This is a genomic window from Nakamurella sp., assembly GCF_044224575.1.
Lineage (GTDB): Bacteria > Actinomycetota > Actinomycetes > Mycobacteriales > Nakamurellaceae > Nakamurella.
In genome coordinates this window covers 262498-287348 of record NZ_JBGAKE010000002.1, presented here as the reverse complement: position 1 = coordinate 287348, position 24851 = coordinate 262498, and the positions used below count along the sequence as shown (strand labels likewise).

The window sequence follows — 24851 nt, the reverse complement described above, 5'->3', positions numbered from 1 at the left end:
TCGAGTATGGTCGAAGAATGACATTCCCGTAATAGTCTAGGCCATCTGCTTCAAATTTGGACGCGGCGCTGAGTACCTTAGACTTCGCCGGATCGATACTCACTGAATCCAACACGGCCGATCTTTGATCGGCAGGCGTTCGAACAATGTTGGTGTAAATGGACCAGAATTCCGTCCACTGTGCCTCGATGGCAGCGCGGTCGGCTGCCTCCTGAGGCGAGATGTCGGCCGAGGGTGGTGCCAATGGCGACGACTCCACCGTGCTCGGCGACGGCACGCTCGAACTCGGGAGGAACGTGCTCGGGTCGACCACTGACGGACTGGCGGTCACGGACACGATTGCCGTCGACGTCGGACCGTCGGCCGAGCTGGTGGTGCACCCGGCGGCGAGGACGAGCACCCCGGCCGCGATGGCGGCGCCTCGGACGCGCGTACCGAGGTTCATCGTGTGATCCCTTCGGACAACTGTGCAGAAGTACCCGCATCTACCACGAAGGGCCTGCCGACCCGAGGGATCGGTGCTGGTCTGCGCGGTGCTGCCTGGCCGCTGCGGACGCTCACCGCACCGACATCGGGACGCTGGAGACGCTGAGCGGCCGGGTCTGCGCCGGCGCCGCGCACGGGGCTGTCGCCGCGAACTGCGGCAGTGCCGCCAACCGCTGGGCCGGCCACACGGTGGGTAGTCGGGAATCCATCCCCGGTCCCCGGGTCCGATTGCACGTCGGCCGGCACGAACGGGAGGTCTCGGTGCTCGACCAACCCATGCCCGACCGGCAGCAGGCCCCGCATCAGACACTGAAGGGCCACCACCTGTTGGCCTCCGTCCACGTTGCCCGCGTGATCGGGTGACGATACCCAGCGAGGCGGGCACGGAAGAAATCAACTTTCGGCGTTGTGGATAACTCAAGATCAATTGCGGTGGGCGACGACGCGGCGCAATTCCGCATCAACGGCAACTTCCATCCGGCTGGCTCCGCGCCGCGCGCTCCGGCGCCGCTCACTCCGCCGCCTGGCCACCCTCCAACGCAATCGCGTGCCGCATGGCCGAACGGGCGCGCTTCCGGTCACCGGCCAGGTCGTAGGCGTGGGCTAGTGCGTACCAGCCGCGCCAGTCGTCGGGCGCGCCCTCGACCCGGGCCTTGACCGTCTCGAAGTGCGCGTCAGCGGCGTCCCGCTCGACGCGTCCGGAGGGTCGCACCGGCAGGTCCGCGACGTCGGGCAGCTGACCGTCCTGCGCCAGCTGCCGGGCCAGCCGCTGCGTCTGCCAGCCGAAACGCAGTTCCCAGAAGACCAGGACCGCGCCCGCCTTGCTCACGAGGTTCCTGCCACGGTCAGGCGATGCCCAGGAGCTGTTCGAGCCCCTGGGTGAGACCCGGCCGGGCCGGGGCCGCGCGGACCGCGGTGAGCACGCCGGGCATGAACGAGACCCGGTCCAGGGAGTCATGACGGATGGTCAACGTCTCCCCCGCCGTTCCGAGGATGACCTCCTGGTGGGCGACCAGCCCGGGCAGCCGCACCGAGTGCACCCGGATGCCGTCCACCGAGGCGCCCCGCGCGCCGGGTTGTTCGATCGTGGTCGCGTCCGGACCGGGCCCGACCCCGGCCGCGGCCCGGGCTGCGGCCACCGCCCGTGCGGTGGCCGCGGCCGTTCCGGACGGCGCGTCGGCCTTGCCGGCATGGTGCAGCTCAATGATCTCGACGGAGTCGAAGAAGCGCGCGGCCTCCCGGGCGAAGCGGGCGGCCAGGACCGCCCCGATCGCGAAGTTCGGCACGACGATGACGCCAAGGTCCGGCTTGGCCTGCAGCCAGTCGGTGATGGTGTCCAGACGCTCCTGGTCGAAGCCCGACGTGCCCGCCACAATATGGATGTTGTTGTCCAGGCAGAACCGGATGTGGTCCATCACCACATCCGGGTGGCTGAAGTCGACCACGACCTGGCTGTCCGCGTCGGCCAACGAGAACAGCCACTCGCGGCCTCCGACCGCGGCAACCAGGTCCATGTCCGGCGCCTCGACCACCGCCTGACATGTCTGCGCGCCCATGCGGCCGCGAGCCCCGATCACCCCGACCCGCAACGGCTCCTCGGTCACCGGTCCACGCTCCCAGCGGTCATCTCGTCCGTTCTCCGATCCGCATTTGCTCAATGTCGCGTTGCATTCTCCGGTGCCCGTCGAAGCGAGCCGACACCGGCCGCCGGTTGCCCGGTCGGGCCGGCCGTCAGGCCCAGCAGCACGCCGGCCAGCACGGCCAGCGCGCCACCCACCTGAGGCACCGTCACGTGGCCGACGCCGACCAGCGTGACCGCCGCCAGGCCGGCCACCGGGATGACGCCGTTGAACAGGCCGGTCCGGGCGGCCCCGAGCCGATCCATCGAAGCGAACCAGGCCACGCACACCACGGCGGTGACCAGGACGGCGAGGTAGGTCAGCGCGCCCCATTCGGCGGGCGTCGGCATCCGCAGCAGGTCCGTGCCGGTCACCGAACCGACGACCGACCCGGCCACCAGCAGCATCACCCCGGCCAGCGCGCACGAGTACACGGTGGCGGCCAGGGAGCCCAGGCGCGGCAACACCGGTGCGGCCAGCACGGTCATGCCCACGGCGCCGCCGAGCGCACCCAGCGACAGCAGCACACTGAGCGGATCGACCGCTCCGCCGCCCGCGCCGAACTGGGCGATCCCGGCACCCGCCGTGACGACGAGTGCGGCCACCAGCAACCGACCCGACGGTCGACGGCGGGCTGCCACCGAGCCGACGAGCACGATCACCAGCGGCGCGGCGCCGATCACCACCCCGACACTGCCCGGGTCGCCGACTCGGGTGGCCTCGATCATCAGAACGCTGCACCCCGCCATCCCCACCGCGCCCAGCGCGGCCAGCCACCCCCATTCACGGCGGGTCGGCCGCGGCAGCGCGACCCGGCGGATCCGCGACCAGGCCAGCAGGAGCAGGGCCGCCGCGAGATACCGCACGCCCTGGCCACCGAGCACCGGGTAGGACGAGACCAGATCCGATGCGGCCACCGAGCCGCCGACCAACGCGGTGGCGCCCACCGCAAGGGCGACGCCGGACCGTTCCTGAATGCTCAACATGAGTCCAGCCTCCGGCTCGATAGCCATTAGCGGTAGAGGCATAATGCGCATGACGTCGTTAGGAGAACTGATGATCGACGTGCAACGCCTCGCGGTGCTGCGCGAGGTGGCCCGCGCGGGCAGCTTCGCCGGAGCCGCCGCAGCACTGCACCACACCCCGTCGGCGGTGTCCCAGCAGGTCGCGGCGCTGGAGCGAAGCGTTGGCATCGTGCTGGTCGACCGCAGCACCCGCGGGGTGCGCCTGACCGAGGCCGGGCGCCTGCTGGTGACCACCGCGGAATCCGTGCACGCCGAACTGACCGTGGCCGAACGGCAGCTACGTGAGCTGCGTGATGAGGGGCCGCCGACGCTCACGGTGGTCACCTTCCCGAGCGCGGGCGAGCCGCTGCTCGCCCCGGCGCTCACCCCGCTCACCGCCGGCCGGCACGTCGCCATCACGGTGGTCGAGGCCGAACCCGACGGGGCGCTGGCGGCCATCCGGGAGGGCACTGCGGATCTTGCCCTGCTGTACCACTTCCACCTGCCTGAACCGCCCCGCGGCTGGGCGGCCGCAGCCGGGCCGGGCTCGTACACGCCCCTGCTCCGCGAACCGTTCCGGCTGGTCGTCCCGGCCACCCATCCGCTGGCCGACCGGCCGACGATCGACCTCGCCGACTTCTCCGACGACCGCTGGATCCACGGCTGGGGCGGTCCGGCCGAGGTCGTCGACGCCCTGGCCGCGCTGGCCGGCTTCCGCCCCCAGGTGGTGTGCCGATCCAGCGACTACCGCTTCATGTCCGCGCTGGTCGGCGCCGGAGTCGGCGTCACCCTGCTCCCGGCGCTGGCTCTGCCCGAGCGTGACGACGTGCGCGTGCTGCACCTCGACCCGCCGCCGACGCGGTTCGTCGGGGCCTGGGTACCCGACCGGCCGTGGCGCAACCCGACCGTCGAGCGGCTGTTGACCACGCTGCGCCGACGAGCAGAGCAACTGGCCGGCGACCCGAGAGCGGCCGGAGCCCACCGCGAAACTCGATCCGAACGCCGATCCGAGGAGCAGCCATGGACCCGATGATCGCGTTCGCCCGCTCGCCGTCCGTGGCCTGGGCCAACGGGCTGGGCCGGACCACCGAACTCGTCTCATGGACTCGCAGCCGCGACCTGTCCGGCCCGGCCACGCCCCCGTGGCGACTGAGCATCGCCGAGTTGGCCGGCCCCGCCCCGTTCTCGCCCCTCCCGGGCGTGCTCCGCCACCTGCTACCGGTCGGCGGTCCGGTGACGTTGAGCGTCAACGGTTCCGTCCGTCGCGTCGACGACGGGATCGTCACCGAGTTCGCCGGCGACGACGAGGTCGAACTCGTCGAGCTCGGGAGCGGCGCCCGTCACGCCGTCAACTTGATGGTCCGCACCGGTCGCGCCGACTCGGATTCGGAGCACCGGGCGCCGCTCCTGACGGTCGGTGACTCCGGCGATCACCACGGGCCGACCTGCCTGGTCGCGGTCTCGCTCGGTCGAGTCGACGGCATCGAACGCTTCGACGTCCTCGACCCCGATCAGCTCACCGGCCTGCCGGTCTCGCTGCCGCTCGCCCTGGTCGGTCGACCGCGCTGATCGGCGGACCGGACTGATCGACGGCCCGCCGCGACGCGGTCAGCGGCCGTCCTCGAGCGGCTCGATGCCGACCCGGGCGACGTCGCCGACCTCGAGTCCTTCGGCGGTGCGGACCGACTTCTTCACCGGCAACACGTACGGCCCGCCGCGGCCCTCGGGAAAGATCGAGGTGCGCCAACGGGTCCCGCCGATGATGACCGACACCTTGACCGCGCCGAACCCGGCCCGCGGCCGGGGGACGTCGGCGATCTCGGCCGACACGTCGTCCGGCAGCCGCAGGAACACCCATGCGTCGGTGCGGGCGGCCCACCGCCACAGCTCGGCGGTGAACTCATATCGCGTGCCGGCCACTCGATTCCTCCCGACGCGATTCAGGGCTGACCCGGGGTGGTCGTCGGGAGGATATCTTCGGCGTCGGACCCGTCGATGGCGAACTCGTCGACGGCGAAGCGGCGGATGGCATCGAGCTGTCCGCCGCTCGGACCGTCGCCCCGGAACGCGGTCAGCGCTTCGCGCGACACCCACCGTTCGAACACGTTCACCCGGGCCGGTTCGAGCAGGTCGGCCCCGATGGCGAAGTCCAGGCAGCCGGGTGCGGCCCGGGCCGCGCGGACCGCGTCCGCGCAGCCGGCGAGGTACCGCGCCCGGGCGTCCGGATCGACGACCAGGTGTCCCGCAACGATGATCATGGCCCGCCCTTTCTGGTGGGCCGGATGTCGGCCCGACCGTTGACCGATCGACGCCGCCGAATTCATCGGTCCGTCGCTGATGCGCGGATGAAACGACGCGGAATGTGACAGGTGGGACGGGAATCGACGAGATGATCCGCGCCGGCGAAGTTGATCCGCGCGGTCGGCCGAGGGTCCCGCGGTCGGCCGAGGGTCCCGCGGGTGCGGCGGGGGGCGGGAAAGCCGGCTCAGCCGGCGAGGTCGCGCAGCGCCGCGGGCAGCTCGTCGGGCGACCGGTAGGGCCCGACGACGGCGGCGGACAGCTTGTTGCGCAACAGTTTTCGGGCCAGCCCGGCGACCTCGTCGGCGGTCACCGCGCGGATCGCGGCGAACTCGTCCTCGACCGTGCGGAACTCGCTGCGCACCAGCATCGACTTTCCGATCCGGCTCATCCGGGACTCGGAATCCTCCAGGGCCAGCGCCAGCGAGCCGCAGAGTTGGCCCTGCACCCGCTTGAGCTCGTCGGGTCGCAGCCCGCGCTCGGCGACGTCGACCAGTTCCTGCCCGATCAGCTTGGCCACCTCGCCGACATGGTCCGGGGCGCAGCCGGCGTAGATCGAGAGGGCGCCGACGTCGGCGTAGGCGGCGGTCGCCGAGTAGCAGGAGTAGGCCAGGCCGCGTTCCTCCCGGATGGATCGGAACAGCCGGGAACTCATCCCGCCACCGAGCGCCGCAGACAGCACGGCCAGCACGTACCGATCCGGCGCGTTGCGATCGCCGGCCGGCATCCCCAGGGTCAGGTGGGCCTGCTCGGTGTCCCGGGTCACCACCAGCGGCCGGCCGGCGGGCCGGGGACGGCCGCGCCCGAGCCGGTAGGCGGCCGGGACGGCGGCCGGATCCACCGCCAGACGCGCCCGGAACGCGGACCGCACCCAGCGCAGCGCGTCGCCGTGGTCCACCCCGCCGGCGATCGCGACGACCATCTTCGGCGGCGCGTACCGGCGCCGGTAGTACCCGGCGATCTGGGTCCGGGACATCGCGGTGATCGTCTCGGCCGAACCGATCACCGGCGCGGCCACCGGGTGCCCGGCGAACACGACGGCGGCGAAGGCGTCGGCCAGCGTGTCCTCCGGGTCGTCGTCGCGCATCGCGATCTCTTCCAGGATGACCTGGCGTTCGGTGTCGACGTCGTCGGCCGCGATCACCGCGTCCAGCACCACGTCGCACACCAGGTCGACCGCCAGGTGCGCCTGCTCGGCGAGAATCCGGGCGTAGTAACAGGTGTACTCGTGCGAGGTGAAGGCGTTGAGCTCGCCGCCGACCGCGTCGACGGCGTCCGCGATCTCGTACCCGGTCCGGGTCCGGGTGCCCTTGAACAGCAGGTGTTCCAGGAAGTGCGAGGCGCCGGCCAGGCGTGGGGTCTCATCGACCGACCCCACGCCCACCCAGACACCGATGGTGGCGCTGCGTGCCCCGGGCACGCTCTCGGTGACCACGCGCAGCCCGCCGGGCAGGAGCGACGCGGTGACGGCCGAACCGTCGGCCGCGCGTTCCAGCACCGTGGTTCTGGTGCGGCGGGCGGGCGTGGCCACCTCGGTCAGACCTGCGCGGGCTCGGGCTCGGCGACCGGCGCGCCAGCCGGTGCGGCCGCGTCCTGCGCGCTGACCGGCACCAGGCTGATCTTGCCCCGGGCGTCGATCTCGACGATCTCCACCTGCAGCTTGTCGCCGACGTTGACGACGTCCTCGACCTTGGCGATCCGCTTGCCCTGGCCCAGCTTGCTGATGTGCACCAGGCCGTCGCGGCCGGGCAGCAGGGAGACGAACGCGCCGAACGCGGTGGTCTTGACCACCGTGCCCAGGAACCGCTCGCCGACCTTGGGCAGCTGCGGGTTGGCGATCGCGTTGACCTTGTCGATCGCCGCCTGCACGGCCGCGCCGTCCGCACCGGAGATGAAGACGGTGCCGTCGTCCTCGATCGCGATGTCTGCGCCGGTCTCCTCGGTGATCGAGTTGATCATCTTGCCCTTCGGCCCGATCACCTCGCCGATCTTGTCGACCGGCACCTTGATGCTGGTGATCCGCGGCGCGAACTGGCTCATCGGGTCCGGGGCGTCGATGGCCTCGTTCATCACGTCCAGGATGGTGAACCGGGCGTCCCGGGCCTGCACGAGCGCACCCCGCAGGACCTCGGACGGGATGCCGTCCAGCTTGGTGTCCAGCTGCAGGGCGGTGACGAACTGCCGCGTCCCGGCGACCTTGAAGTCCATGTCGCCGAACGCGTCCTCCGCGCCCAGGATGTCGGTCAGCGCCACGTACTGGGTGCTTCCGTCGTCCACCACGTCGGACACCAGGCCCATCGCGATGCCGGCGACCGGCGCCTTGAGCGGCACGCCGGCGTTGAGCAGCGCCAGGGTGGACGCGCAGACCGAACCCATCGAGGTGGAACCGTTGGAGCCCAACGCCTCCGACACCTGGCGGATCGCGTACGGGAACTCTTCGCGGGACGGCAGGACCGGCACCAGGGCCCGCTCGGCCAGCGCGCCGTGCCCGATTTCGCGCCGCTTGGGCGAGCCGACCCGGCCGGTCTCACCGGTCGAGTAGGGCGGGAAGTTGTAGTTGTGCATGTAGCGCTTGCGGTTCTCCGGCGACAGCGTGTCCAGCTGCTGCTCCATCCGGAGCATGTTCAGCGTGGTCACGCCCAGGATCTGCGTCTCGCCCCGCTCGAACAGCGCGGACCCGTGCACCCGCGGCAGGTAGCCGACCTCGGCCCCCAGGGTGCGGATGTCGGTCAGCCCGCGGCCGTCGATGCGGACCTTGTCGCGCAGCACCCGTTGGCGCACGCTCAGCTTGGTGACCGACCGGAAGGCGTTGCCCAGCTCGGACTCGCGGCCGGCGAAGGTGCCGCCGAGGGTCTCGTAGACCTTGGCCTTGATCGCGTCGACCGCGGTGTCCCGCTCCTGCTTGCCGGCGATGGTCAGCGCCTGGCTCAGCTCGTCCCAGACCAGCCCGGCGACCGCGTCGTAGGCGTCCTGCTGGTAGGGCGGGAAGAGCTTGAACTCGGCGACCGGCTTGGCCGACTTCCCGGCCAGCTCGTTCTGCGCCTGGCAGAGCACCCGCAGGAACGGCTTGGCCGCCTCCAGGCCCTCGGCGACGACCTCCTCGGTCGGCGCGGTGGCCCCGCCGGCGACCAAGCCCACCGTCGCCACCGTTGCTTCTGCTTCGACCATCATGATCGCGACATCATCACCGGCCAGCCGGCCCGCGACGACCATGTCGAACACGGCCCGCTCCAGCTCGGAGTGCCGCGGGAAGGCGACCCACTGGCCGTCGATCAGCGCCACGCGGACGCCGGCGACCGGGCCGGAGAACGGCAGGCCGGAGATCTGGGTGGACGCCGACGCGGCGTTGATGGCCAGCACGTCGTACAGGTCGTCCGGGTTCAGCGCCATCACGGTGATGACGACCTGGACCTCGTTGCGCAGCCCGTTGGTGAACGTCGGGCGCAGCGGTCGGTCGATCAGCCGGCAGGTCAGGATGGCGTCCTCGGACGGGCGACCCTCCCGACGGAAGAACGAGCCGGGGATGCGCCCGGCGGCGTACATCCGCTCCTCCACGTCGATGGTGAGCGGGAAGAAGTCGAACTGCTCCTTGGGGTGCTTGCCGACGCTGGTGGCCGACAGCAGCATCGTGTCGTCGTCCAGGTAGGCGGCGACGGCACCGGCGGCCTGCTGGGCCAGCCGCCCGGTCTCGAACCGGACGGTGCGAGTGCCGAACGAGCCGTTGTCCAGGACGGCGGTGGCACTGGTGGTGGTTGGATCCGACATGTGGCTCCTTGGTAGCCGGTCGCGGCGACGCCGGACCGGTAGTGGTCGGCCACCCGGATGCCAGGACGGCGGCGTGCACGCTCGCCGAGGGCTGCCGGCCATCGATCGAAGCCGCCGGAACGGGTGGCGGTCGCGCCGTGTTCCGGTGGCCACTACCGAGGACCGGCGCAGCAGCGTCGCGTCAGGCGAGCGCCGTTCGGGCAGGTCAGTGGCCCTGGTGTGGGTATTCAGTTGTGCGGTGGTGGTCGCCGGCACCGATTCGGCGCGGCGACCACCGCCGATGGTGCCAGCGCTAGCGGCGCAGCCCGAGTCGCTCGATCAGCGAACGGTAGCGGTTGATGTCGACCTGCTGCAGATAGCGCAGCAGCCGCCGGCGGCGGCCGACCAGGCCCATCAGGCCACGGCGGGTGTGGTGGTCGTGCTTGTGCTGCTTGAGGTGCTCGGTCAGGTCCGAGATCCGCTTGGACAGCATCGCGACCTGCGCTTCCGGTGACCCGGTGTCACTGTCGTGCAGGCCGTACTCGGCCAGGATTTCCTTCTTCTGCTCGGCGGTCAACGCCACGTTCGGTGCTCCTCGGTGCCTTCGTGTGCCGTGCACGGCCCGCTCCGGACTGCCTTCGCCGGGGGGATGACGGTACCGGCCGCCACGGACTGCAGCCGGACCCAGTCGATCAGTCTATCAGCGCAGATGAACCGGTTCGGCCGGGCGGATCAGGGAGACGGCCGGGGATGCCGGAGGAACGCCGCCACCCCGATCAGCAGGCCGACCGTCAGCGCGACGATCACCCACAGCACGACCAGCACATCCACCCACGACCCGGGCGGCGGCGATCCGGGGAAGAAGTTGCGGATCGGGATCGTGGCGAACAGCAGTGCGGCGATCCAGCCCAGGAAGCCGGCCTCGAACAGCCGCTTCTCCCGGTAGAGCTTCCAGGCGACGATCCAGCAGGTCACCGGCAGCAGGACGAGGACCAGCACCAGGGTGATGCCGAACAGCACGATCGCCGGCGACCGGTGGTACGTCGCGTCGACCAGCAGCTCAGGCACGTCAGGGTCGGGGCGTGCGGCCAGGTCCCAGCCCTGTACCGATCCGTCGAGTTCGATGACGGCGGGCACCAGGTCGGCCGCCGGACCCTCGCCGGCCGTCACGATCGCGCTGATCGGTGTCCCGTACGAGTCGAACGGCCAGTCCTGGATGTCCCCGTCGAACAGCAGCGTCGCCGAATGCGACTGCGGCCGCTGACCGGCGTCGAAAGTCAGGTCGGCGTCCTCCTCGGTGGGATCCAGCGACACGGTGATCGGGTCACTGGGGTACCCGTCGTCGCCGAGCAGGGCGTCGTCGGCATCGATCGTGACGTCCACGTGCATCGATGAGCCGCCCGCGGTGATCGTCCGCGCGGTCAGGATCACCGTCACGCCGCCGGCCGGCCGCGACATCGGCGCCTGGTCCACCGACGAGGACTCACCGACCGCATAGACGGCGACGAGCGTCAGATAGAGCGCGACCAGGGCCGCGAGCCCGACGCCCGCCACGACCCGGCGACGGGCCCGGATCGGTGCGGTCGGTGGGGCTGGCGAGACCGTTTCGGGCATGACGAGCATTCTCGCCGGTGCCCGCACGCGGCTCGGGGAGGTGCGGCTCACACCCGCGAGCACGTCCGGCGCGTCCTCCTATGCGTCCGTCCTCTGGGGTATCTCCGGCAGCGCCGCTGGCAGAATGGAACCGTAGTTACTGACGAGTAGGGGTCGTGATGGCGAAGCTGGATCTTCGGGTGCGGGCGTTCGCCTGGTTGTTCGCGCACACGCCCGGTGGGTCCGTCGACACGATGACTCCGGAGCAGATCGTGCGGGCCCAGGAACTGCTGGCCGGCCACGGCAAGCTGACCACCGGAGTGACCGGCAAGCTGGCCAAGGGCGTGCTGACCCAGGACCGGGTGCTGGACCAGGACGGCGAGCGGGTGCCGGTCCGCATCTACCGGTCGACCCACCAGCGTGCCGACAGGCCGGTCGTCGTGTACTTCCACGGCGGTGGCTGGGCCCTGGGCGCGCTGGACCACTCGGACTGGCTGTGCAGCCAGATGTGCCTGGGCGTCGGCGCCGTGGTGGTGTCCGTCGACTACCGGTTGGCGCCGGTGAACCGGTTCCCGACCGCCGTCCTGGACAGCCTGGCGGCGGTGACCTGGGTGGCCGAGCACGGCGGCGAACTCGGCGCGGATCCCGGCCGAATCGCGGTGATCGGCGACAGCGCCGGCGGCAACCTGGCCGCGGTGGTGTGTCAGGTGCTGCGCGACCGCGGCGGTCCGGCCATCGCCCACCAGTCGCTGATCTACCCGGCGACCGATCTGCGCACCCCGGAGAACTTCGACCTCGCGGCGCCGGCCCGCGGTGACTGGCCGATCCTGTCCTCGGCGATCATGGTGACCTTCCGCGACCAGTACCTGGGCCCGGACGGCGACGCGGACAGCCCGATGGCCTCGCCGATCCTGGCCGAGGACCTGTCCGGCCTGCCGCCCGCCCTGATCCAGGTGGCCGAGTACGACCCGCTACGCGACGACGGCATCCGTTACGCCCGGGCCCTGCAGAACGCCGGCAACCAGGTCCGGCTCACCGAGTACGTCGGCATGCCTNGCTCGGCGGTCAACGCCACGTCTGGTGCTCCTACTGGTACTTGTCCCGTGCGCGGCCCGCTCCGGACTGCCTTCGCCGGGGGGATGACGGTGCCGGCCGCCACGGACTGCAGCCGGACCCAGTCGATCAGTCTATCAGCGCCGACTCCGGTTCCGGCACGCACCGCATTCTCACCCGCGTCGGGGGTACCGCGCGCCGGGCCGGTGCCGTCAGGCTCGTCACGAAGGGTGGAACGATAAGTTACTGACGAGTAGGGTCGAGGCATGGCCAGACTGGATCTGCGGGTACGGGCGTTTGCGTGGCTGTTCGCGCACTCACCGGGTGGCTCGGTCGACCAGATGACCCCGGAGAAGATCCTCAAGGCCCAGGAACTGCTGGCCGGGCACGGCAAGCTCACCACCGGCGTCACCGGCAAGCTGGCCAAGGGCGTGGTCACCGTGGATCGCGTCATCGAGCAGGACGGCGAGCGGGTGCCCGTCCGGATCTACCGGGCCACCACCCAGCCGCCGGACAGCCCGATCGTCGTCTATTTCCACGGCGGCGGCTGGACCCTTGGTGCCCTGGACCACTCGGACTGGCTGTGCAGCCAGGTGTGCCTGGGGGTCGGCGCCGTCGTGGTGTCGGTGGACTACCGGCTGGCCCCGCTGCACCGGTTCCCGACCGCGGTGCTGGACAGCGTGGCTGCCGTGCACTGGGTGCACGGGCACGCCGCCGAGCTCGGCGCGGACGCCACCCGGATCGCCGTCATGGGCGACAGTGCCGGCGGCAATCTGGCCGCGGTGGTCTGCCAACTGCTGCGGGACCGGGGTGGTCCGCGGATCGCGCACCAGGCGCTCATCTACCCCGCGACCGACCTGCGCACCCCCGAGAATTTCGACGGCAACACCCCCGCCCGCACGGACTATCCCATCCTCTCGTCGGCGGTGATGCTCACCTTCCGCGACCAGTACCTCGGTCCGGACGGCGACCCGGACACGCCGATGGCCTCGCCGATCCTGGCCGACGACCTGTCCGGCCTCCCACCGGCGTTGATCCAGGTCGCCGAATACGACCCGCTGCGCGACGACGGAATCAGGTACGCGCGGGCCCTGGAGCACGCCGGCAGCCAGGTCCGGCTCACCGAGTACGTCGGCATGCCACATGGGTACTTCAGCTTCCCGTCGGTGATCCGGGGCAGCGTCCGGCAGGCCCTGGCCGAGGTCTGCGCGCAGCAACGGCTCGCGCTGTACCCGCGGCCCACCCCGGACCGGGGACCGCGCCCGGTGCCCGCCGGGTCGCCCGGCGAGGCCCACCGGGATACCGTCGGCGCAGGCGCGGTCGACCCGGCCGCGTCGCGTCCGGTGGGTGACCATCAGGTCGGGCAGCACCCGATCCCGCAGCACCACGCGAGCCAGACCAGCCGCTGAGCCGCGATCCGCCGGTGGCCCGTCGACCGCGCCAGCTGGGGGTCCGATTGAAGGTCGTGGTCTGGGTGGCCGACGGCGTCTGGCCGGCCGCGGTCGTCGAGGCCGCCGCCCTGGCCCCGGCCGATGCCGAATTCACCCTGGTGCATGTGGTTGCCGACGAGCTGGGCGAGGTCACCCGCGGCGCTTTCGCCGGGCTTCTCGGCCGTCGTTACACCGTCGGCACCGCTCTCGACGACGATCTGACGACGTCGTCCCAGGAGGTACTGGCCGCGGCCCGGGATCGGCTGGGCCGGCCGGCCGACCTGCAGAGCCGGCGAGGCCGGCTCGAGCGCGAGGTGGTGGCCGCCGCCGACGGCGCGGACCTGCTGGTGGTCGCCCGGGACGGCGACCGCAGCCGGCTCGGGCCCCGCTCGCTCGGTCCGGCCACCCGGTTCGTGGTCGATCACGCCCCCTGCCCGGTGCTGCTGGTCTGGCCCGGCCGGGCGCCCGGCATCGGGTCGATCCCGCCACCGCCCCCACCCGGGCACGAGCCGCCGCCCCCGCCGCACGAGCGGCACCACTGACCCGCGCCCGTTCGGCGCCGGTCAGGTCAATGCGTGGGCCGCCCACAGGGCCAGCACGGCGGCGAGCAGGGTCGGGCCGACGGTGGTCAGGCCGAGCACGGTGAACCGGCGCAGCGACGGCCCGTGGCCCCTTTCATGCAGGATCCGACGCCACAGCATGGTGGCCAGCGACCCGGCGTAGGTCAGGTTGGGCCCGATGTTCACCCCGATCAGCACGGCCAGCACGGCCGCCGCGGGCGGCCCGGCGCCCAGGGCGGCGAGCAGCACCAGGGTCGCCGGCAGGTTGTTGATCAGGTTGGCCAGCACAGCGGCGATCACCGCGAGTGCCAGCAGCGCCAGCAGGCCGTCGCCGCCGGGCAGCACCCCGGCCAGGGCGTCCTGCAGGCCGTGTCCGATCGCCGCCTGGACGACCACCCCCAGCGCTGCGACGAACAGCAGGAACCAGGGGTTCAACGCCTCGACCACCGCCTTGGACCCCACCCGCCGGCGCGCCAGGTCCCAGATCAGCCAGACCACCGCCCCGGCGCCGGCCACCCAGACCGGCTCGATACCAAATGCCGACGAGGCGAACACCGCGATCAGGATCGCCCCGAGCAGGACCAGCGAGGCGGTCGGCGCCGGTTCGGTCGCGGCCGGTTCCCGATCCCGCGGAGGGCCGTCGTGCGAGGGCGCGAGCTCGTCGCGGAACACCCAACGGAAGATCACGTACTCGACGACGATCGCGGCCACCCACGGACCGGCCATCAGGGCGGCGAAGCCGACGAACGTCAGGCCCGAGGCGTGGAACGCCAGCAGGTTGGTCAGGTTCGACACCGGCAGCAGCAGGGACGCGGTGTTCGACAGGTGCGCCGCCGCATACACCGGGGGCGCACCACTGACCTGCAACCGGCGCACCGCGCCCAGCAACACCGGGGTCAGCAGCACGACGGTGGCGTCCAGCGACAGCAGCGCGGTGGTCAACGACGCGACGACGAACACCAGGGTGAGCAACCGTTGGGCGCTGCCCCGGCTGCCGGCGACCAGCAGTCCGCCGATCCAGCGGAACACCCCGTCCACGTCGGCCAGGTGCGCGATGACCAGGATCGCGGCCAGGAACCCGATCGTCGGGCCCAGGGTTTCCACCGCCGACAGGGCATCCGGCACGCTGATCAGACCGATCAGCAGCGCCAGGCCGGCGGCCGGGACCGCGGCCACCGCCTCCGGCAGTCCCTTGGGCCGGGCAATGGAGAACCCGAGGACGGCCAGCAACAGGACGATGCCGATCGCGCTGGCCAGCACTGGCGCCATTCAGTGACCCCGGCGCAGCGATTCGCGGCCGCTCGCCGACCCCGCGCTCGCCGTCCCCCGACAGGTCGACGTCACTGCAGGTACTTCTCGACCTGCTCCACGCTGCGCACCGCGACGTCGTCGGTGTCCTGCCCGAACTCGCGCCGGGCCCGCCGCTGCCGCAGCAGATCCCAGCACTGATCGAGCGCGCCCTCCAGGGCGGCGAGTTGCTCGCGCTCCGTGTCACCGGTCAGGTCGCCGCGCTGGTAGGCCGAGCGCAACTCGTGCTCCCGGTCGACCAGCGTGGAGATCTGGTTCAGTATCTGATGCTCGTCCACGGGGTCTCCTTCACGACACTGCACTCATGACCGAGTCCAACCCAATACCTCGCGGGTGCGGGCCACGTCGGCATCGATCTGCTCGATCAGGGCCGGCACCGAGTCGAACCGCACCGTGTCCCGCAGCCGTTCGACGAAGTCGAACGCCACCCGGCGGCCGTAGAAATTCCCACCCTCGTCGATGACGAATCCTTCGACCGTCCGCTCGCGGCCGGAGAACGTCGGATTCGAGCCGATCGAGATGGCCAGCGGGGAACGCCGGTTGCCCAGGACGAACCAGCCGGCGTAGATGCCGTCGGCGGGAATCGCGGCGTGCTCGGCCACGTCGAGGTTGGCGGTCGGGTAGCCCAGCTGCGCGCCGCCGCGGCCCTCGCCGTGCACCACGAAGCCCTCCACCCGATGCGGCCGACCGAGCGCCGCGGCGGCCGCGACCACATCGCCGGCGCCGACACTGGCCCGAACGTAGGTGGAGCTGACCGTCATCTCGTCCGGGCCGGGTACGAGGGTGACTCCATGCACGGCGAAGCCGAACCGCGGTCCGAGTTCACGCAGCAGATCGACGGACCCGGCGCCGCGGTGCCCGAAGCGGAAGTTCTCCCCCACCACCACATGGGCCACGTGCAGCCGGTCGACCAGCACGTCGTGCACGAACTCCTCGGCGCTGACCTGGGACAGCGCTGTCGTGAAGGGAAGGACCAGGAAGGCGTCCACGCCGAGTTCGGCCACCAGCTCGGCCCGGCGGCGCAAGGTGACCAGCATGGCCGGGTGGCTGCCCGGTCGAACCACCTCGGCCGGGTGCGGATCGAACGTCATCACCACGGTCGGCAGGTCGTGCTCCCGGCCAACCCGGACCGCCTCGCCGATCAGCGCCTGGTGGCCCCGGTGCATCCCGTCGAACACACCGATGGTCAGGACGCACCGGCCCCAGCCCGGGGGGATCTCGTCGATACCGCGCCACCGTTCCACGGGAGTCAGCCTGCCACCCCGATGGCTGCCCGCGTGCGTCGGGGACGCCGTGCCGCCCGGGGTCAGGTCGAGGTCTGCCAGCCGAACACCGAACGGCCAACGGACCCCTCGTCCGCGACCAGCGCAATCAGCCGACCGGTCGGGTCGAACGCCGCGTACGTCCCGTCGATGCCGGCCGCCTCGATCCGCCGGCCGTGCCCCAGGTCGACGGCCTGCTCCGTGGTGACGTCCCGGACCGGGAACGCGCGGCGGACCGCATCGGCGGCCGGCAGCAGGGCCTCGATCACCTGTCCGGTCAGTTCGTCGGTGACCGGCGGCCGGTCGCCCGGCACCCCGCGGTAGACGTCGACCGCGCCGGCCCCGGCCGAGTCCAGGCCGAACGGCCCGACCCGGGTCCGCCGCAGCGCGGTCAGATGCCCGCCGACGCCCAGGGCCGCACCCAGGTCGCGGGCGAGCGACCGGACGTAGGTGCCGGTGGTGCAGTCGACGAGCACGTCCAGATCGATCCGGTCGGCGCTCCGGCGGGGGGCCGCGACCAGGTCGAACCGCCGCACCGTCACCGGCCGCGCGGCCAGCTGCACCTGCTCCCCGGCCCGGACCCGGTCATAGGCGCGCCGGCCGTCCACCTTGATCGCGGACACCGAGCTGGGCACCTGGAGCAGGTCGCCGGTCAAAGCGGCCATCGCGGTGCCGATGGCCACGTCGGCGACCGCGGAAGGATCCGCGACGCCGGTGACGGTGCCGTCGGCGTCGTCGGAATCGGTACTGACGCCGAGGCGGATGGTGGCCAGGTAGGTCTTGTCGGTCAGCGCCAGGTGGCCGAGCAGCCGGGTCGCCCGGTCGACGGCGACGACCAGCAGGCCGGTGGCCATCGGATCCAGGGTGCCGGCGTGGCCGACCCGCTTCATGGCCAGCACCCGGCGCACCCGGGACACCACGTCGTGCGAGGTGCAGCCGGACGGCTTGTCGACCAGCAGGAGTCCGCCGCCGGGCGGCAGCGCGGTCACTTCTCGCGCGGGGTCGAGGTGCGGTCGGCTGGCTCATCCCGACGCTCCGCCACCGGCAGCCGGTGCACTTCCTTGAACTGCACGTCGCCGGGCTTGGCGCCCAGCACCACACTGAATTCGCCGGTGTCCAGCAGGTCCCACTTGTGCGGTACGAGTTCCACCGGTACATCTTCGCCGCGGGCGGCGGCGCGCAACACGTGGACCCGGGTGCGCAGGATCCAGGTGACCATCCGGACGATGCCGAACGCAGTGAGCAGGGCGATCGCGCCGAAGGCCCATCGGTAGGCCTGCGCGCTGTGCGTCCCGGCGCCCGGCTCGACCAGGTCCAGGATCTGGCCGACGGAGAAGACCATCACCACCGCCCCGCAGAAGCCGCCGACGTTCACCAGGCCGGTGGCGGTCGAGATGCGATGCCGGGGGTTGTAGTCCCGGGCCAGCATGAACCCGATGCCGGAGGCCGGGCCACCGACGGAGAACACGCAGATGACGGCGATGACGACGGCCAGCGGCGGCTGCCCGCCGGGCCACCCGATCAGCACGAGCCAGCCGACCAGGCACAGGCCGGCCACCACGAGCGCCAGGCCACCGCGGATGTGCGGCCGCCGGCCGATGACCGGGCCGAGCACCAGGTTGCCGATCAGTCCGCCGATCACCAGCATCATCAGCAGCGACGACGCGGCCCCCGGCGAGTAGCCCAGCGCCTGGGTCAGGTACGGATATCCCCAGAGCACGGCGAAGACGGTGGGCCCGGCCATCGTCGACAGGTGGATCCAGAAGCCGAGCCGGCCGGCCGGCAGTTTCCAGGCGTGTTTGACCTGCGTCAGCACCTCGCGCCCACCGACGGGGCCGGCCGGGCCCTCCGCCTCCCGGTAAGGGGCGGCGACCGCCGGCCGCAGCAGGAGCAACGCGTACCCCAGGGACAGGCCACCGGCGATGGCGAACGTCGGGCCCCACCCGAGGTCGGTCAGCATCAGGGTCAGCGGGACGGTGGCCACCACATTGCCGAGCATGCCGGTGAGGCTGGTCAGGCCGACCATCGTCGGGTAGCGGCGAGCCGGGAACCACCCGGCGACCAGCCGCAGCACCGAGATGTAGGTCATGGCGTCGCCGACCCCGAGCAGGCCCCGAGCCAGCAGCGCCAGCGGGTAGCTGTGCACGACGGAGAACAGCACCTGGGCGCTGCCCATGATCACCGTGGCGGCCAGCAGCATCCGGCGCGGGCCGAACCGGTCGATCAAGATGCCGGCGGGCACCTGCATGGCGGCGTAGACGCCCAGCTGCAGCATGACGAAGGTGCTCAGTTGCCCGGCGGACAGGTCCAGCCGCTCGGCGGCCAGCGGCCCGGCGACACCCAGCGAGGTGCGATGGAAGACGGCGAGCAGGTAGCAGCCGACGCCGACCAACCAGATGACGAGGGGGCGGCGGGCGAACCACAGGCGCACGCGGTGCAGCGTCGTCACGGCCGGACCCCTCGCAGCGCCCGATCGGCGTGCCGCAGGTGCTCGCGAGTCAGGTGCTCGGCCAGCGCCAGGTCCTCATGCCGGATGGCCGCGGCGATGGCCTCGTGGTCGGCGACCGTGCTGCGCATCCGGCCGGTGTCCGGTTCACCGTCGGGCGCCGAGAGGTTGGCTGCGCCCATCCGCATCTGCCGGTCACGCAGCGAGCCGTAGAGCCTGATCAGGATCATATTGTTGCCTGCGGCGACGATGGTCGCGTGGAAGGTCCGGTCCGCGGCGACGTAGGCCGGCAGGTCCTGGCTGTCGGCGGCGGCCCGCAGGTCGGCGAGCGGCACCTCCAGGGCCCGGGCGACCGCCGGTCCGCGCCCCGATTCGATGACCCAGCGGGTGCAGTGCGACTCGACCAGCTGCCGGGTGTCCAGCACGTCGCGCCATTCCTGGGCGGTCACCGGCAGCACCAGCGCACCCCGCTTGGGCAGCAGCCGGATCATCCCCTGGGCCTCGAGCCGCAGCAGCGCCTCCCGCACCGGGGTTCGGGACACCCCGGTCTCGGCGGCGATGACGCCCTCGGCGAGCAGTTCGTTGTCGGGGTAGCGGCCGCTGAGCACGCCCTGGCGGACGTGCTCGTACACCCGGTCGGCGGCGGACGGTGTCCTGAGTGTATCCATGATGTATCTATGATGCGCGACCCGGACGGCGGGTTCCACTAGCGGGCGGGCCTGGTGACCAGGCTCACGCCAGGGCCGAAGGTCCCGTTCTCATGCCAAAGCCCGGGCGAGCGTGGTCAGCGGTCGAGGATCTCGCGCAGCCGCCGCACGGCAACCTCCGGCGTTCCCAGGTGGGTGAACCCGGCGGACCGGACGTGCCCCCCACCGCCCAACGCCTCGGCCGCGGCCGCCACGTCCACATTGCTGCGCGATCGCAGCGACACCTGCCAGGAATCGGCCCCGGTCTGCTTGATCACCATGGCGACCTCGGCCTCCTGCGCGGTGCGCAGGATGTCGATCACCGAGTCCAGTTCCTCCTGCCGAAGCCCGTCCCGGACCTCGTCGTCGATGATCGCCCAGACCAGCCCGCCGCCGCCCACCGCGTCCGGGTCCAGCCCGGCCCCGTCGAGCACCCGGGCGAGCATGCGCAGCCAGTCGAACGGATGTGAGTCGGTGATCGGGTGCAGCACGTCCATCGGCCGCACCCCGGTGTCGATCAGCCGCGCGGCCAACCGGTGCACCTCGGCGTCGGCGTGCCGGAAGTGCCCGGTGTCGGTGGCCAGCCCGGCGTAGAGGTTCTCGGCGATGTCGCGATCGATCGGGATGCCCAGCCGGTCGAGCAGCCGGGCGACCAGCACGGCGGTGGCCTCCGCCGCGATGTCGATCAGGTTGTACCGGCCGAACCGGGCGTTCGAGGCGTGGTGGTCGATCACCAGGCTCAGGGGGCAGCCGTCCATGACGCGGACGAGCGAGCCCAGCCGCTCCCGCGAGCCGACGTCCAGGCTGACGAACAGGTCGGCCCCGTCGGAGACGTCCTCGGGAGCGACCACCAGCGGCATGCCGGGCAGATGCCGCAGCGATTCGGGAACGGAGTCCGGTTCGGCGAACGAGACCTGCACGTCCGTGCCGCGGCGGGCCAGGCCCAGCCCGAGCGCCAGCGCGCTGCCCAGCGCATCGGCATCCGGATGGACATGGGCCACCAGCACGACGGATCGGGCGGCGGCCAGCAGACCGGCCGCGACGTCCATGTCGTCGGCGGCCGAGCCCGACGCCGACGGTCCATCGGCCTTCGTCGCGGACATGCGCACGCGTCCCCCGCGGGTGCGGTTGCGGATCGTGCGGGTGTCCGTCACGGCGCCTCCGGATCTCGTCGACCGGCCTGCTGACCGGCGAACAGCATTGTCTGGCGAACCCATCCGTCCCGCGCGGCAATGGCGCGGAAACGGCAACTGCGCCGGCTCCCATGCCGGCGCATGATTACGGTACCCGCTCGCCCGGGCTGCCCGCCCTGCCGTCCACTGGGTGCACGGCGGACTCATCGGCCGGATCGTCGTCCGACTCGTCCTCGAGCGGGCGCGGGGCCTTGTAGGGATCGGCATCTCCGGCGTAACTCGCCCCCGCCGCCTGCTGCGCGACCTTCGCGTCGGCGTCCCGGGCGGCGGCCAGCAACTCGTCGATCCGGTGCGCGTTGGCCGGCACCGCATCGAGCTTGAACTCCAGCGTCGGGGTGAACTTGATGCCGGTCTCGTGGCCGACCGCGGAGCGCAGCACCCCGGTCGCGCTGGCCAGGCCGGCGCCGGCCGCCGCCACCACGTCGTCCTCGCCGTAGACGGTGTAGTAGACGGTGGCCTCCCGCAGGTCGGGGGTCACCGTCGCGGCAGTGATCGTGACCATGTCCAGCCGCGGGTCCTTCACGGCATGCTGGATCTGGGTGGCCACGATGCTCACGATGCGCTTGGCCAGCCGGCGGGCGCGGGCGGTATCGACCATGATCAATCTCCCTCGTCATGCGCGCCGAACACCCGTCGCCGGGTGGACAGCACCTCGAATTCCACTTCGCCGGCCACCTGCCGCTCGCAGGTGTCCAGCACCCGGTGCACCTGACCCGGGTCCGAGGAGACGGTAGCGACCGCGATCAGCGCCCGACGGAGCCGGTCGGGGTCGCCACCCTCGGTGACGGCGACGTCCAACCGGCGCAGCCGGGCCAGCACGGGCCGGACGACCGCCCGCTTGTGCTTGAGTGAGCCGACGGCGCCCAGCAGGACATCGCATTCCAGGACGCCGACGTACACCGCCGCCCCCTCGTTGTTGATCATGGCGATCCCTGTCGGCGTACCGGCGTGTCGCCGGCGTGTCGGGCAGAGTTCGCCATGATCAACGTCGAGTGGTGGGGCACCGGCACCGCATCAGCTGCGCGGCTTCTCCCGGATCTCGTAGGTCTCGATCGTGTCCTCGAGCTCGATGTTGTTCCACGAGCCCAGGCCGATACCGCACTCGAAGCCCTCGCGGACCTCGGTGGCATCGTCCTTGAACCGGCGGAGCGAATCGATCTTGAGGTCGTCGTTGAGCACCACGCCGCCGCGCAACAGGCGCGCCTTGGCGTTCCGGCGGATCTCGCCGGACCGCACGATGCAGCCGGCGATGTTGCCGAACTTGGACGACCGGAAGATCTCCCGGATTTCCGCCGACCCGGTCTGGACCTCTTCGAACTCGGGCTTGAGCAGGCCCTTGAGCGCCGCTTCCACCTCGTCGATGGCCTGGTAGATGACCGTGTAGTAGCGGATGTCGACACCCTCGCGGTCGGCCAGCTCCTGCACCCCGCGCACCGGCTTGACGTTGAAGCCGATGACGATGGCGTCGGTGGTGGCCGCCAGGTTGATGTCGTCCTGGGTGATGCCGCCGACCCCGCGGTGCACGACCCGCAGATCGACCTCCTCGCCCACGTCGAGCTTGATCAGGCTGTCCTCCAGCGCCTCGACGGTGCCGGAGTTGTCGCCCTTGATGATCAGCGTGAGCTGCTCGATCTTCTTCTCGGCCAGCGCGGCGCCCAGGTCCTCCAGCGAGATCCGCCGGCGGGTGCCGATCTGGGCCTTGCGGGTGCGGGCCTGCCGCCGCTCGGCGATCTGCCGGGCGACGCGGTCCTCCTCGACGACCATGAACGAGTCGCCGGCGCCGGGCACCGAGGTGAACCCGAGCACCTGCACCGGGCGGGACGGGGTCGCCTCGGCGACCTGCTCGCCGTGATCGCCGAGCATCGCCCGCACACGCCCGTAGGCGTTGCCGGCGACGATCGAGTCGCCCACCCGCAGCGTGCCTCGCTGCACCAGGACCGTCGCGACGGCGCCGCGACCGCGGTCCAGGTGTGCCTCGATGGCGACACCTTCGGCGTTCATCGTCGGGTTGGCCCGCAGGTCCAGCGCCGCGTCCGCGGTCAGCAGGATCGCCTCGAGCAGACCGTCGATGTTGACCCGCGCCTTGGCCGAGATCTCCACGAACATGGTGTCGCCGCCGTACTCCTCGGCGACCAGCCCGTATTCGGTGAGCTGCTGGCGGATCTTGTCGGGGTTGGCCCCCTCCTTGTCGATCTTGTTGATCGCCACCACGATCGGCACGTCCGCGGCCTTGGCGTGGTTGATCGCCTCCACCGTCTGCGGCATGACGCCGTCGTCGGCGGCGACCACCAGCACCACGATGTCCGTGGACTGCGAGCCGCGGGCCCGCATGGCGGTGAACGCCTCGTGACCCGGGGTGTCGATGAACGTGATCAGCCGCTCGTCGTCGCCCAGGTGCGTGGCGACCTGGTAGGCGCCGATGTGCTGGGTGATTCCGCCGGCTTCCTTGTCGACCACGTTCGTGCTGCGGATGGCGTCCAGCAGCTTGGTCTTGCCGTGGTCGACGTGACCCATGACGGTGACCACCGGCGGGCGGATGACCAGATCGCTCTCGTCGCCCTCGTCCTCGCCGTAGGTGAGGTCGAAGGACTCCAGCAGCTCGCGGTCCTCGTCGTCCGGAGAGACGATCTCGACCTTGTAGCCCATCTCGGAGCCCAGGAGCTCGAGAATGTCGTCGGACACCGACTGGGTGGCGGTGACCATCTCACCGAGATGGAACAGCGCCTGCACCATCGACGCCGGGTTGGCGTCGATCTTGTCGGCGAAATCGGCCAGCGACGAGCCACGGGCCAGCCGGATCGTCGACCCGTTGCCGCGGGGCAGCGCCACGCCGCCGATCGACGGCGCCTGCATGTTGTCGAATTCCTGGCGGCGCTGCTTCTTGGACTTGCGGCCCTTGCGGGCCGGTCCGCCCTGCCGGCCGAACGCGCCGGCGGCACCGCCGCGACCACGGCCGCCACCACCGCCACCGCCGGGACGGCCGCCGCCGCCACCGCCGGGACCGCCGGTGCCACCACCGGGACCGCGGTAGCCACCGCCGCCGCCGGCCCCACCGGGACCACCGCCACCGGGACCGCGGTAGCCACCACCGGGACCACCGGTCCCCGGCCGGGGACCGGCACCGGGACGACCGCCCGGAGTGCCGGGGCGCGGAGCGCCGGCGGGTGCCCCCGGACGGCCACCGGGGGCACCGGGACGAGCACCCGGCGCGCCGGGAGCGCCACCGGGACGGCCCATCGGCGGCCGCGGGGCACCGGGCACGCCGCCGCCGGGACGCGGCGGGGCGGAGCGGGGCTGCTGCACGCCGAACGGGTTGTTCCCCATCCGCGGCGGACGCGGGGCACCGGGCACACCGCCGGCCGGCCGAGCCGGACGGGGAACGCCGGGAGCGCCCGTCGCGCCGTCGGGACGGGTGGGCGCGCCACCCTGCCGGGCCGCGGGAGCGGCCGGACGCCCGGTGGTCGGGGCGCCGGGAGCGCTGCCCTGCGGACGCCGATTCTGCCCACCGGGAGCCCCGGTGGACGGCCGGGTCTGGGCCGGCGGTCCGGATTGCGCCGGCTGCCCACCCTGGGGCGGCCGGGAGTCCGGCCCGGGAGACGTGCGCGGGCCCGGGGCGGACGTCGCCGGCGCGGCCTGGGCGGCGGGTGCCACCGGGGCACCGGCGCCGGTGTCGAAGACGGCCGGAGCCGCCGCCGCGGCCGGTCGCGCGGTGGTCGAGGGACGGGCCGGGGTGGCCGGCCGCGGGGATGACGGGGTCGCCGCCGGGGCGAACGGCGAGGTGATGGGGGCCGCCGACGGCGCCGACGTCGTCGGGGCCGAGGCCGCCGGGGCCGGAGCCGGAGCCGCCGGAACCGAGGCCGCCGGGGCCGGCGACGTGGACTGGGCCGGCCGGGGAGCGGCGGGCCGCCCCGGGCCGCCGGGTCGACCCGGCTGCGGGCGGGACGCGCCGCCGCCGTTGCCGGGGGCGGAGCCATCACCCTTACCGGCCGGTGGGCTGGTCGGATACGCATCGCGAAGCTTGCGCACCACCGGGGCTTCGATGGTCGAGGACGGGGACTTCACGAATTCACCGAGATCCTGGAGCTTCGCCATGATCTCTTTGCTGGTCTTGCCGAGCTCTTTCGCGAGCTCATGTACACGGGCCTTGCCTGCCACTGCTCTCCTCACGG

General features: G+C 72.0%; 25 protein-coding genes. 6 read left to right on the top strand and 19 right to left on the bottom strand.

Annotated features, from left to right (window positions below):
- Nucleotides 1-221 precede the first annotated feature (221 nt).
- The gene (locus tag ACILSK_RS03535; protein ID WP_395725732.1) at nt 222-452 is read left to right on the top strand and encodes a hypothetical protein; all 231 of its coding nucleotides are present in this window, start codon (nt 222-224) and stop codon (nt 450-452) included.
- A gap of 545 nt (nt 453-997) precedes the next feature.
- Here the strand turns inward: ACILSK_RS03535 and ACILSK_RS03530 are convergent.
- From ACILSK_RS03530 to ACILSK_RS03520, 3 genes are all read right to left on the bottom strand, one after another.
- A complete protein-coding gene (locus ACILSK_RS03530; protein ID WP_395725731.1) occupies nt 998-1315 on the bottom strand; it encodes a hypothetical protein in 318 nt (105 codons plus the stop codon).
- 16 nt (nt 1316-1331) lie between these two features.
- Complete coding sequence (dapB, locus tag ACILSK_RS03525; RefSeq protein WP_395725838.1) at nt 1332-2042, bottom strand: 4-hydroxy-tetrahydrodipicolinate reductase; 711 nt, start codon at nt 2040-2042, stop codon at nt 1332-1334.
- Nucleotides 2043-2140: 98 nt separating this feature from the next.
- Nucleotides 2141-3091 (bottom strand): DMT family transporter, encoded by a 951-nt coding sequence (locus ACILSK_RS03520; protein WP_395725730.1) that lies wholly within the window; start codon nt 3089-3091, stop codon nt 2141-2143.
- Nucleotides 3092-3140: 49 nt separating this feature from the next.
- Here ACILSK_RS03520 and ACILSK_RS03515 point away from each other — a divergent pair, with 49 nt between their 5' ends.
- Both ACILSK_RS03515 and ACILSK_RS03510 read left to right on the top strand, forming a co-directional pair.
- Complete coding sequence (locus tag ACILSK_RS03515; RefSeq protein WP_395725729.1) at nt 3141-4142, top strand: LysR family transcriptional regulator; 1002 nt, start codon at nt 3141-3143, stop codon at nt 4140-4142.
- On the top strand, nt 4130-4678 hold the full coding sequence (locus ACILSK_RS03510) for a HutD family protein (protein ID WP_395725728.1): 549 nt from the start codon (nt 4130-4132) through the stop codon (nt 4676-4678). Before ACILSK_RS03515 ends, ACILSK_RS03510 begins: the two co-directional genes overlap by 13 nt.
- Nucleotides 4679-4717: 39 nt before the next feature.
- Here the strand turns inward: ACILSK_RS03510 and ACILSK_RS03505 are convergent, their stop codons facing one another.
- The 6 genes from ACILSK_RS03505 to ACILSK_RS03480 form a co-directional block, all read right to left on the bottom strand.
- Nucleotides 4718-5029 carry a DUF1905 domain-containing protein gene (locus ACILSK_RS03505; protein WP_395725727.1) on the bottom strand — a complete coding sequence of 104 codons (312 nt, stop codon included), beginning with the start codon at nt 5027-5029 and terminating at the stop codon, nt 4718-4720.
- A 20-nt stretch (nt 5030-5049) separates the two neighbouring features.
- Nucleotides 5050-5367 (bottom strand): putative quinol monooxygenase, encoded by a 318-nt coding sequence (locus ACILSK_RS03500; RefSeq protein WP_395725726.1) that lies wholly within the window; start codon nt 5365-5367, stop codon nt 5050-5052.
- 227 nt (nt 5368-5594) lie between these two features.
- Nucleotides 5595-6938 carry a M16 family metallopeptidase gene (locus ACILSK_RS03495; RefSeq protein WP_395725725.1) on the bottom strand — a complete coding sequence of 448 codons (1344 nt, stop codon included), beginning with the start codon at nt 6936-6938 and terminating at the stop codon, nt 5595-5597.
- Nucleotides 6939-6943: 5 nt separating this feature from the next.
- Nucleotides 6944-9172 carry a polyribonucleotide nucleotidyltransferase gene (locus tag ACILSK_RS03490; RefSeq protein ID WP_395725724.1) on the bottom strand — a complete coding sequence of 743 codons (2229 nt, stop codon included), beginning with the start codon at nt 9170-9172 and terminating at the stop codon, nt 6944-6946.
- 292 nt (nt 9173-9464) lie between these two features.
- The gene (gene rpsO / locus ACILSK_RS03485) at nt 9465-9734 is read right to left on the bottom strand and encodes a 30S ribosomal protein S15 (RefSeq protein ID WP_395725723.1); all 270 of its coding nucleotides are present in this window, start codon (nt 9732-9734) and stop codon (nt 9465-9467) included.
- A gap of 149 nt (nt 9735-9883) precedes the next feature.
- Complete coding sequence (locus ACILSK_RS03480; RefSeq protein ID WP_395725722.1) at nt 9884-10765, bottom strand: DUF4436 family protein; 882 nt, start codon at nt 10763-10765, stop codon at nt 9884-9886.
- Nucleotides 10766-10923: 158 nt separating this feature from the next.
- Here ACILSK_RS03480 and ACILSK_RS03475 point away from each other — a divergent pair, with 158 nt between their 5' ends.
- From ACILSK_RS03475 to ACILSK_RS03465, 3 genes are read left to right on the top strand one after another with little or no spacing between them, the layout of a single operon-like run.
- Complete coding sequence (locus tag ACILSK_RS03475; RefSeq protein WP_395725721.1) at nt 10924-12039, top strand: alpha/beta hydrolase; 1116 nt, start codon at nt 10924-10926, stop codon at nt 12037-12039.
- A 24-nt stretch (nt 12040-12063) separates the two neighbouring features.
- Nucleotides 12064-13206 carry an alpha/beta hydrolase gene (locus tag ACILSK_RS03470; RefSeq protein WP_395725720.1) on the top strand — a complete coding sequence of 381 codons (1143 nt, stop codon included), beginning with the start codon at nt 12064-12066 and terminating at the stop codon, nt 13204-13206.
- 14 nt (nt 13207-13220) lie between these two features.
- The gene (locus tag ACILSK_RS03465) at nt 13221-13769 is read left to right on the top strand and encodes a universal stress protein (RefSeq protein ID WP_395725719.1); all 549 of its coding nucleotides are present in this window, start codon (nt 13221-13223) and stop codon (nt 13767-13769) included.
- Nucleotides 13770-13790: 21 nt separating this feature from the next.
- On the opposite strand, the gene ACILSK_RS03460 is transcribed toward ACILSK_RS03465, so the two are convergent.
- The 10 genes from ACILSK_RS03460 to infB form a co-directional block, all read right to left on the bottom strand.
- Nucleotides 13791-15056: an ArsB/NhaD family transporter gene (locus tag ACILSK_RS03460; RefSeq protein WP_395725718.1), complete on the bottom strand. Its 1266-nt coding sequence runs from the start codon at nt 15054-15056 to the stop codon at nt 13791-13793.
- Between the two features lie 71 nt (nt 15057-15127).
- Complete coding sequence (locus ACILSK_RS03455) at nt 15128-15373, bottom strand: DUF2630 family protein (protein ID WP_395725717.1); 246 nt, start codon at nt 15371-15373, stop codon at nt 15128-15130.
- A 24-nt stretch (nt 15374-15397) separates the two neighbouring features.
- Nucleotides 15398-16339, bottom strand: coding sequence for a bifunctional riboflavin kinase/FAD synthetase (locus ACILSK_RS03450; protein WP_395725716.1), 942 nt, complete (start codon nt 16337-16339; stop codon nt 15398-15400).
- 62 nt (nt 16340-16401) lie between these two features.
- Nucleotides 16402-17346, bottom strand: coding sequence for a tRNA pseudouridine(55) synthase TruB (truB, locus tag ACILSK_RS03445; protein WP_395725715.1), 945 nt, complete (start codon nt 17344-17346; stop codon nt 16402-16404).
- Nucleotides 17343-18806, bottom strand: coding sequence for an MFS transporter (locus ACILSK_RS03440; protein ID WP_395725714.1), 1464 nt, complete (start codon nt 18804-18806; stop codon nt 17343-17345). The genes truB and ACILSK_RS03440 overlap by 4 nt, the downstream gene beginning before the upstream one ends.
- Nucleotides 18803-19471 (bottom strand): GntR family transcriptional regulator, encoded by a 669-nt coding sequence (locus tag ACILSK_RS03435; RefSeq protein WP_395725713.1) that lies wholly within the window; start codon nt 19469-19471, stop codon nt 18803-18805. Before ACILSK_RS03435 ends, ACILSK_RS03440 begins: the two co-directional genes overlap by 4 nt.
- A gap of 116 nt (nt 19472-19587) precedes the next feature.
- Complete coding sequence (locus tag ACILSK_RS03430) at nt 19588-20592, bottom strand: bifunctional oligoribonuclease/PAP phosphatase NrnA (RefSeq protein WP_395725712.1); 1005 nt, start codon at nt 20590-20592, stop codon at nt 19588-19590.
- Between the two features lie 175 nt (nt 20593-20767).
- The gene (gene rbfA / locus ACILSK_RS03425; RefSeq protein ID WP_395725711.1) at nt 20768-21280 is read right to left on the bottom strand and encodes a 30S ribosome-binding factor RbfA; all 513 of its coding nucleotides are present in this window, start codon (nt 21278-21280) and stop codon (nt 20768-20770) included.
- 2 nt (nt 21281-21282) lie between these two features.
- Nucleotides 21283-21606 (bottom strand): DUF503 domain-containing protein, encoded by a 324-nt coding sequence (locus ACILSK_RS03420; RefSeq protein ID WP_395725710.1) that lies wholly within the window; start codon nt 21604-21606, stop codon nt 21283-21285.
- A 90-nt stretch (nt 21607-21696) separates the two neighbouring features.
- A complete protein-coding gene (gene infB, locus ACILSK_RS03415; protein WP_395725709.1) occupies nt 21697-24837 on the bottom strand; it encodes a translation initiation factor IF-2 in 3141 nt (1046 codons plus the stop codon).
- Nucleotides 24838-24851: the final 14 nt, after the last annotated feature.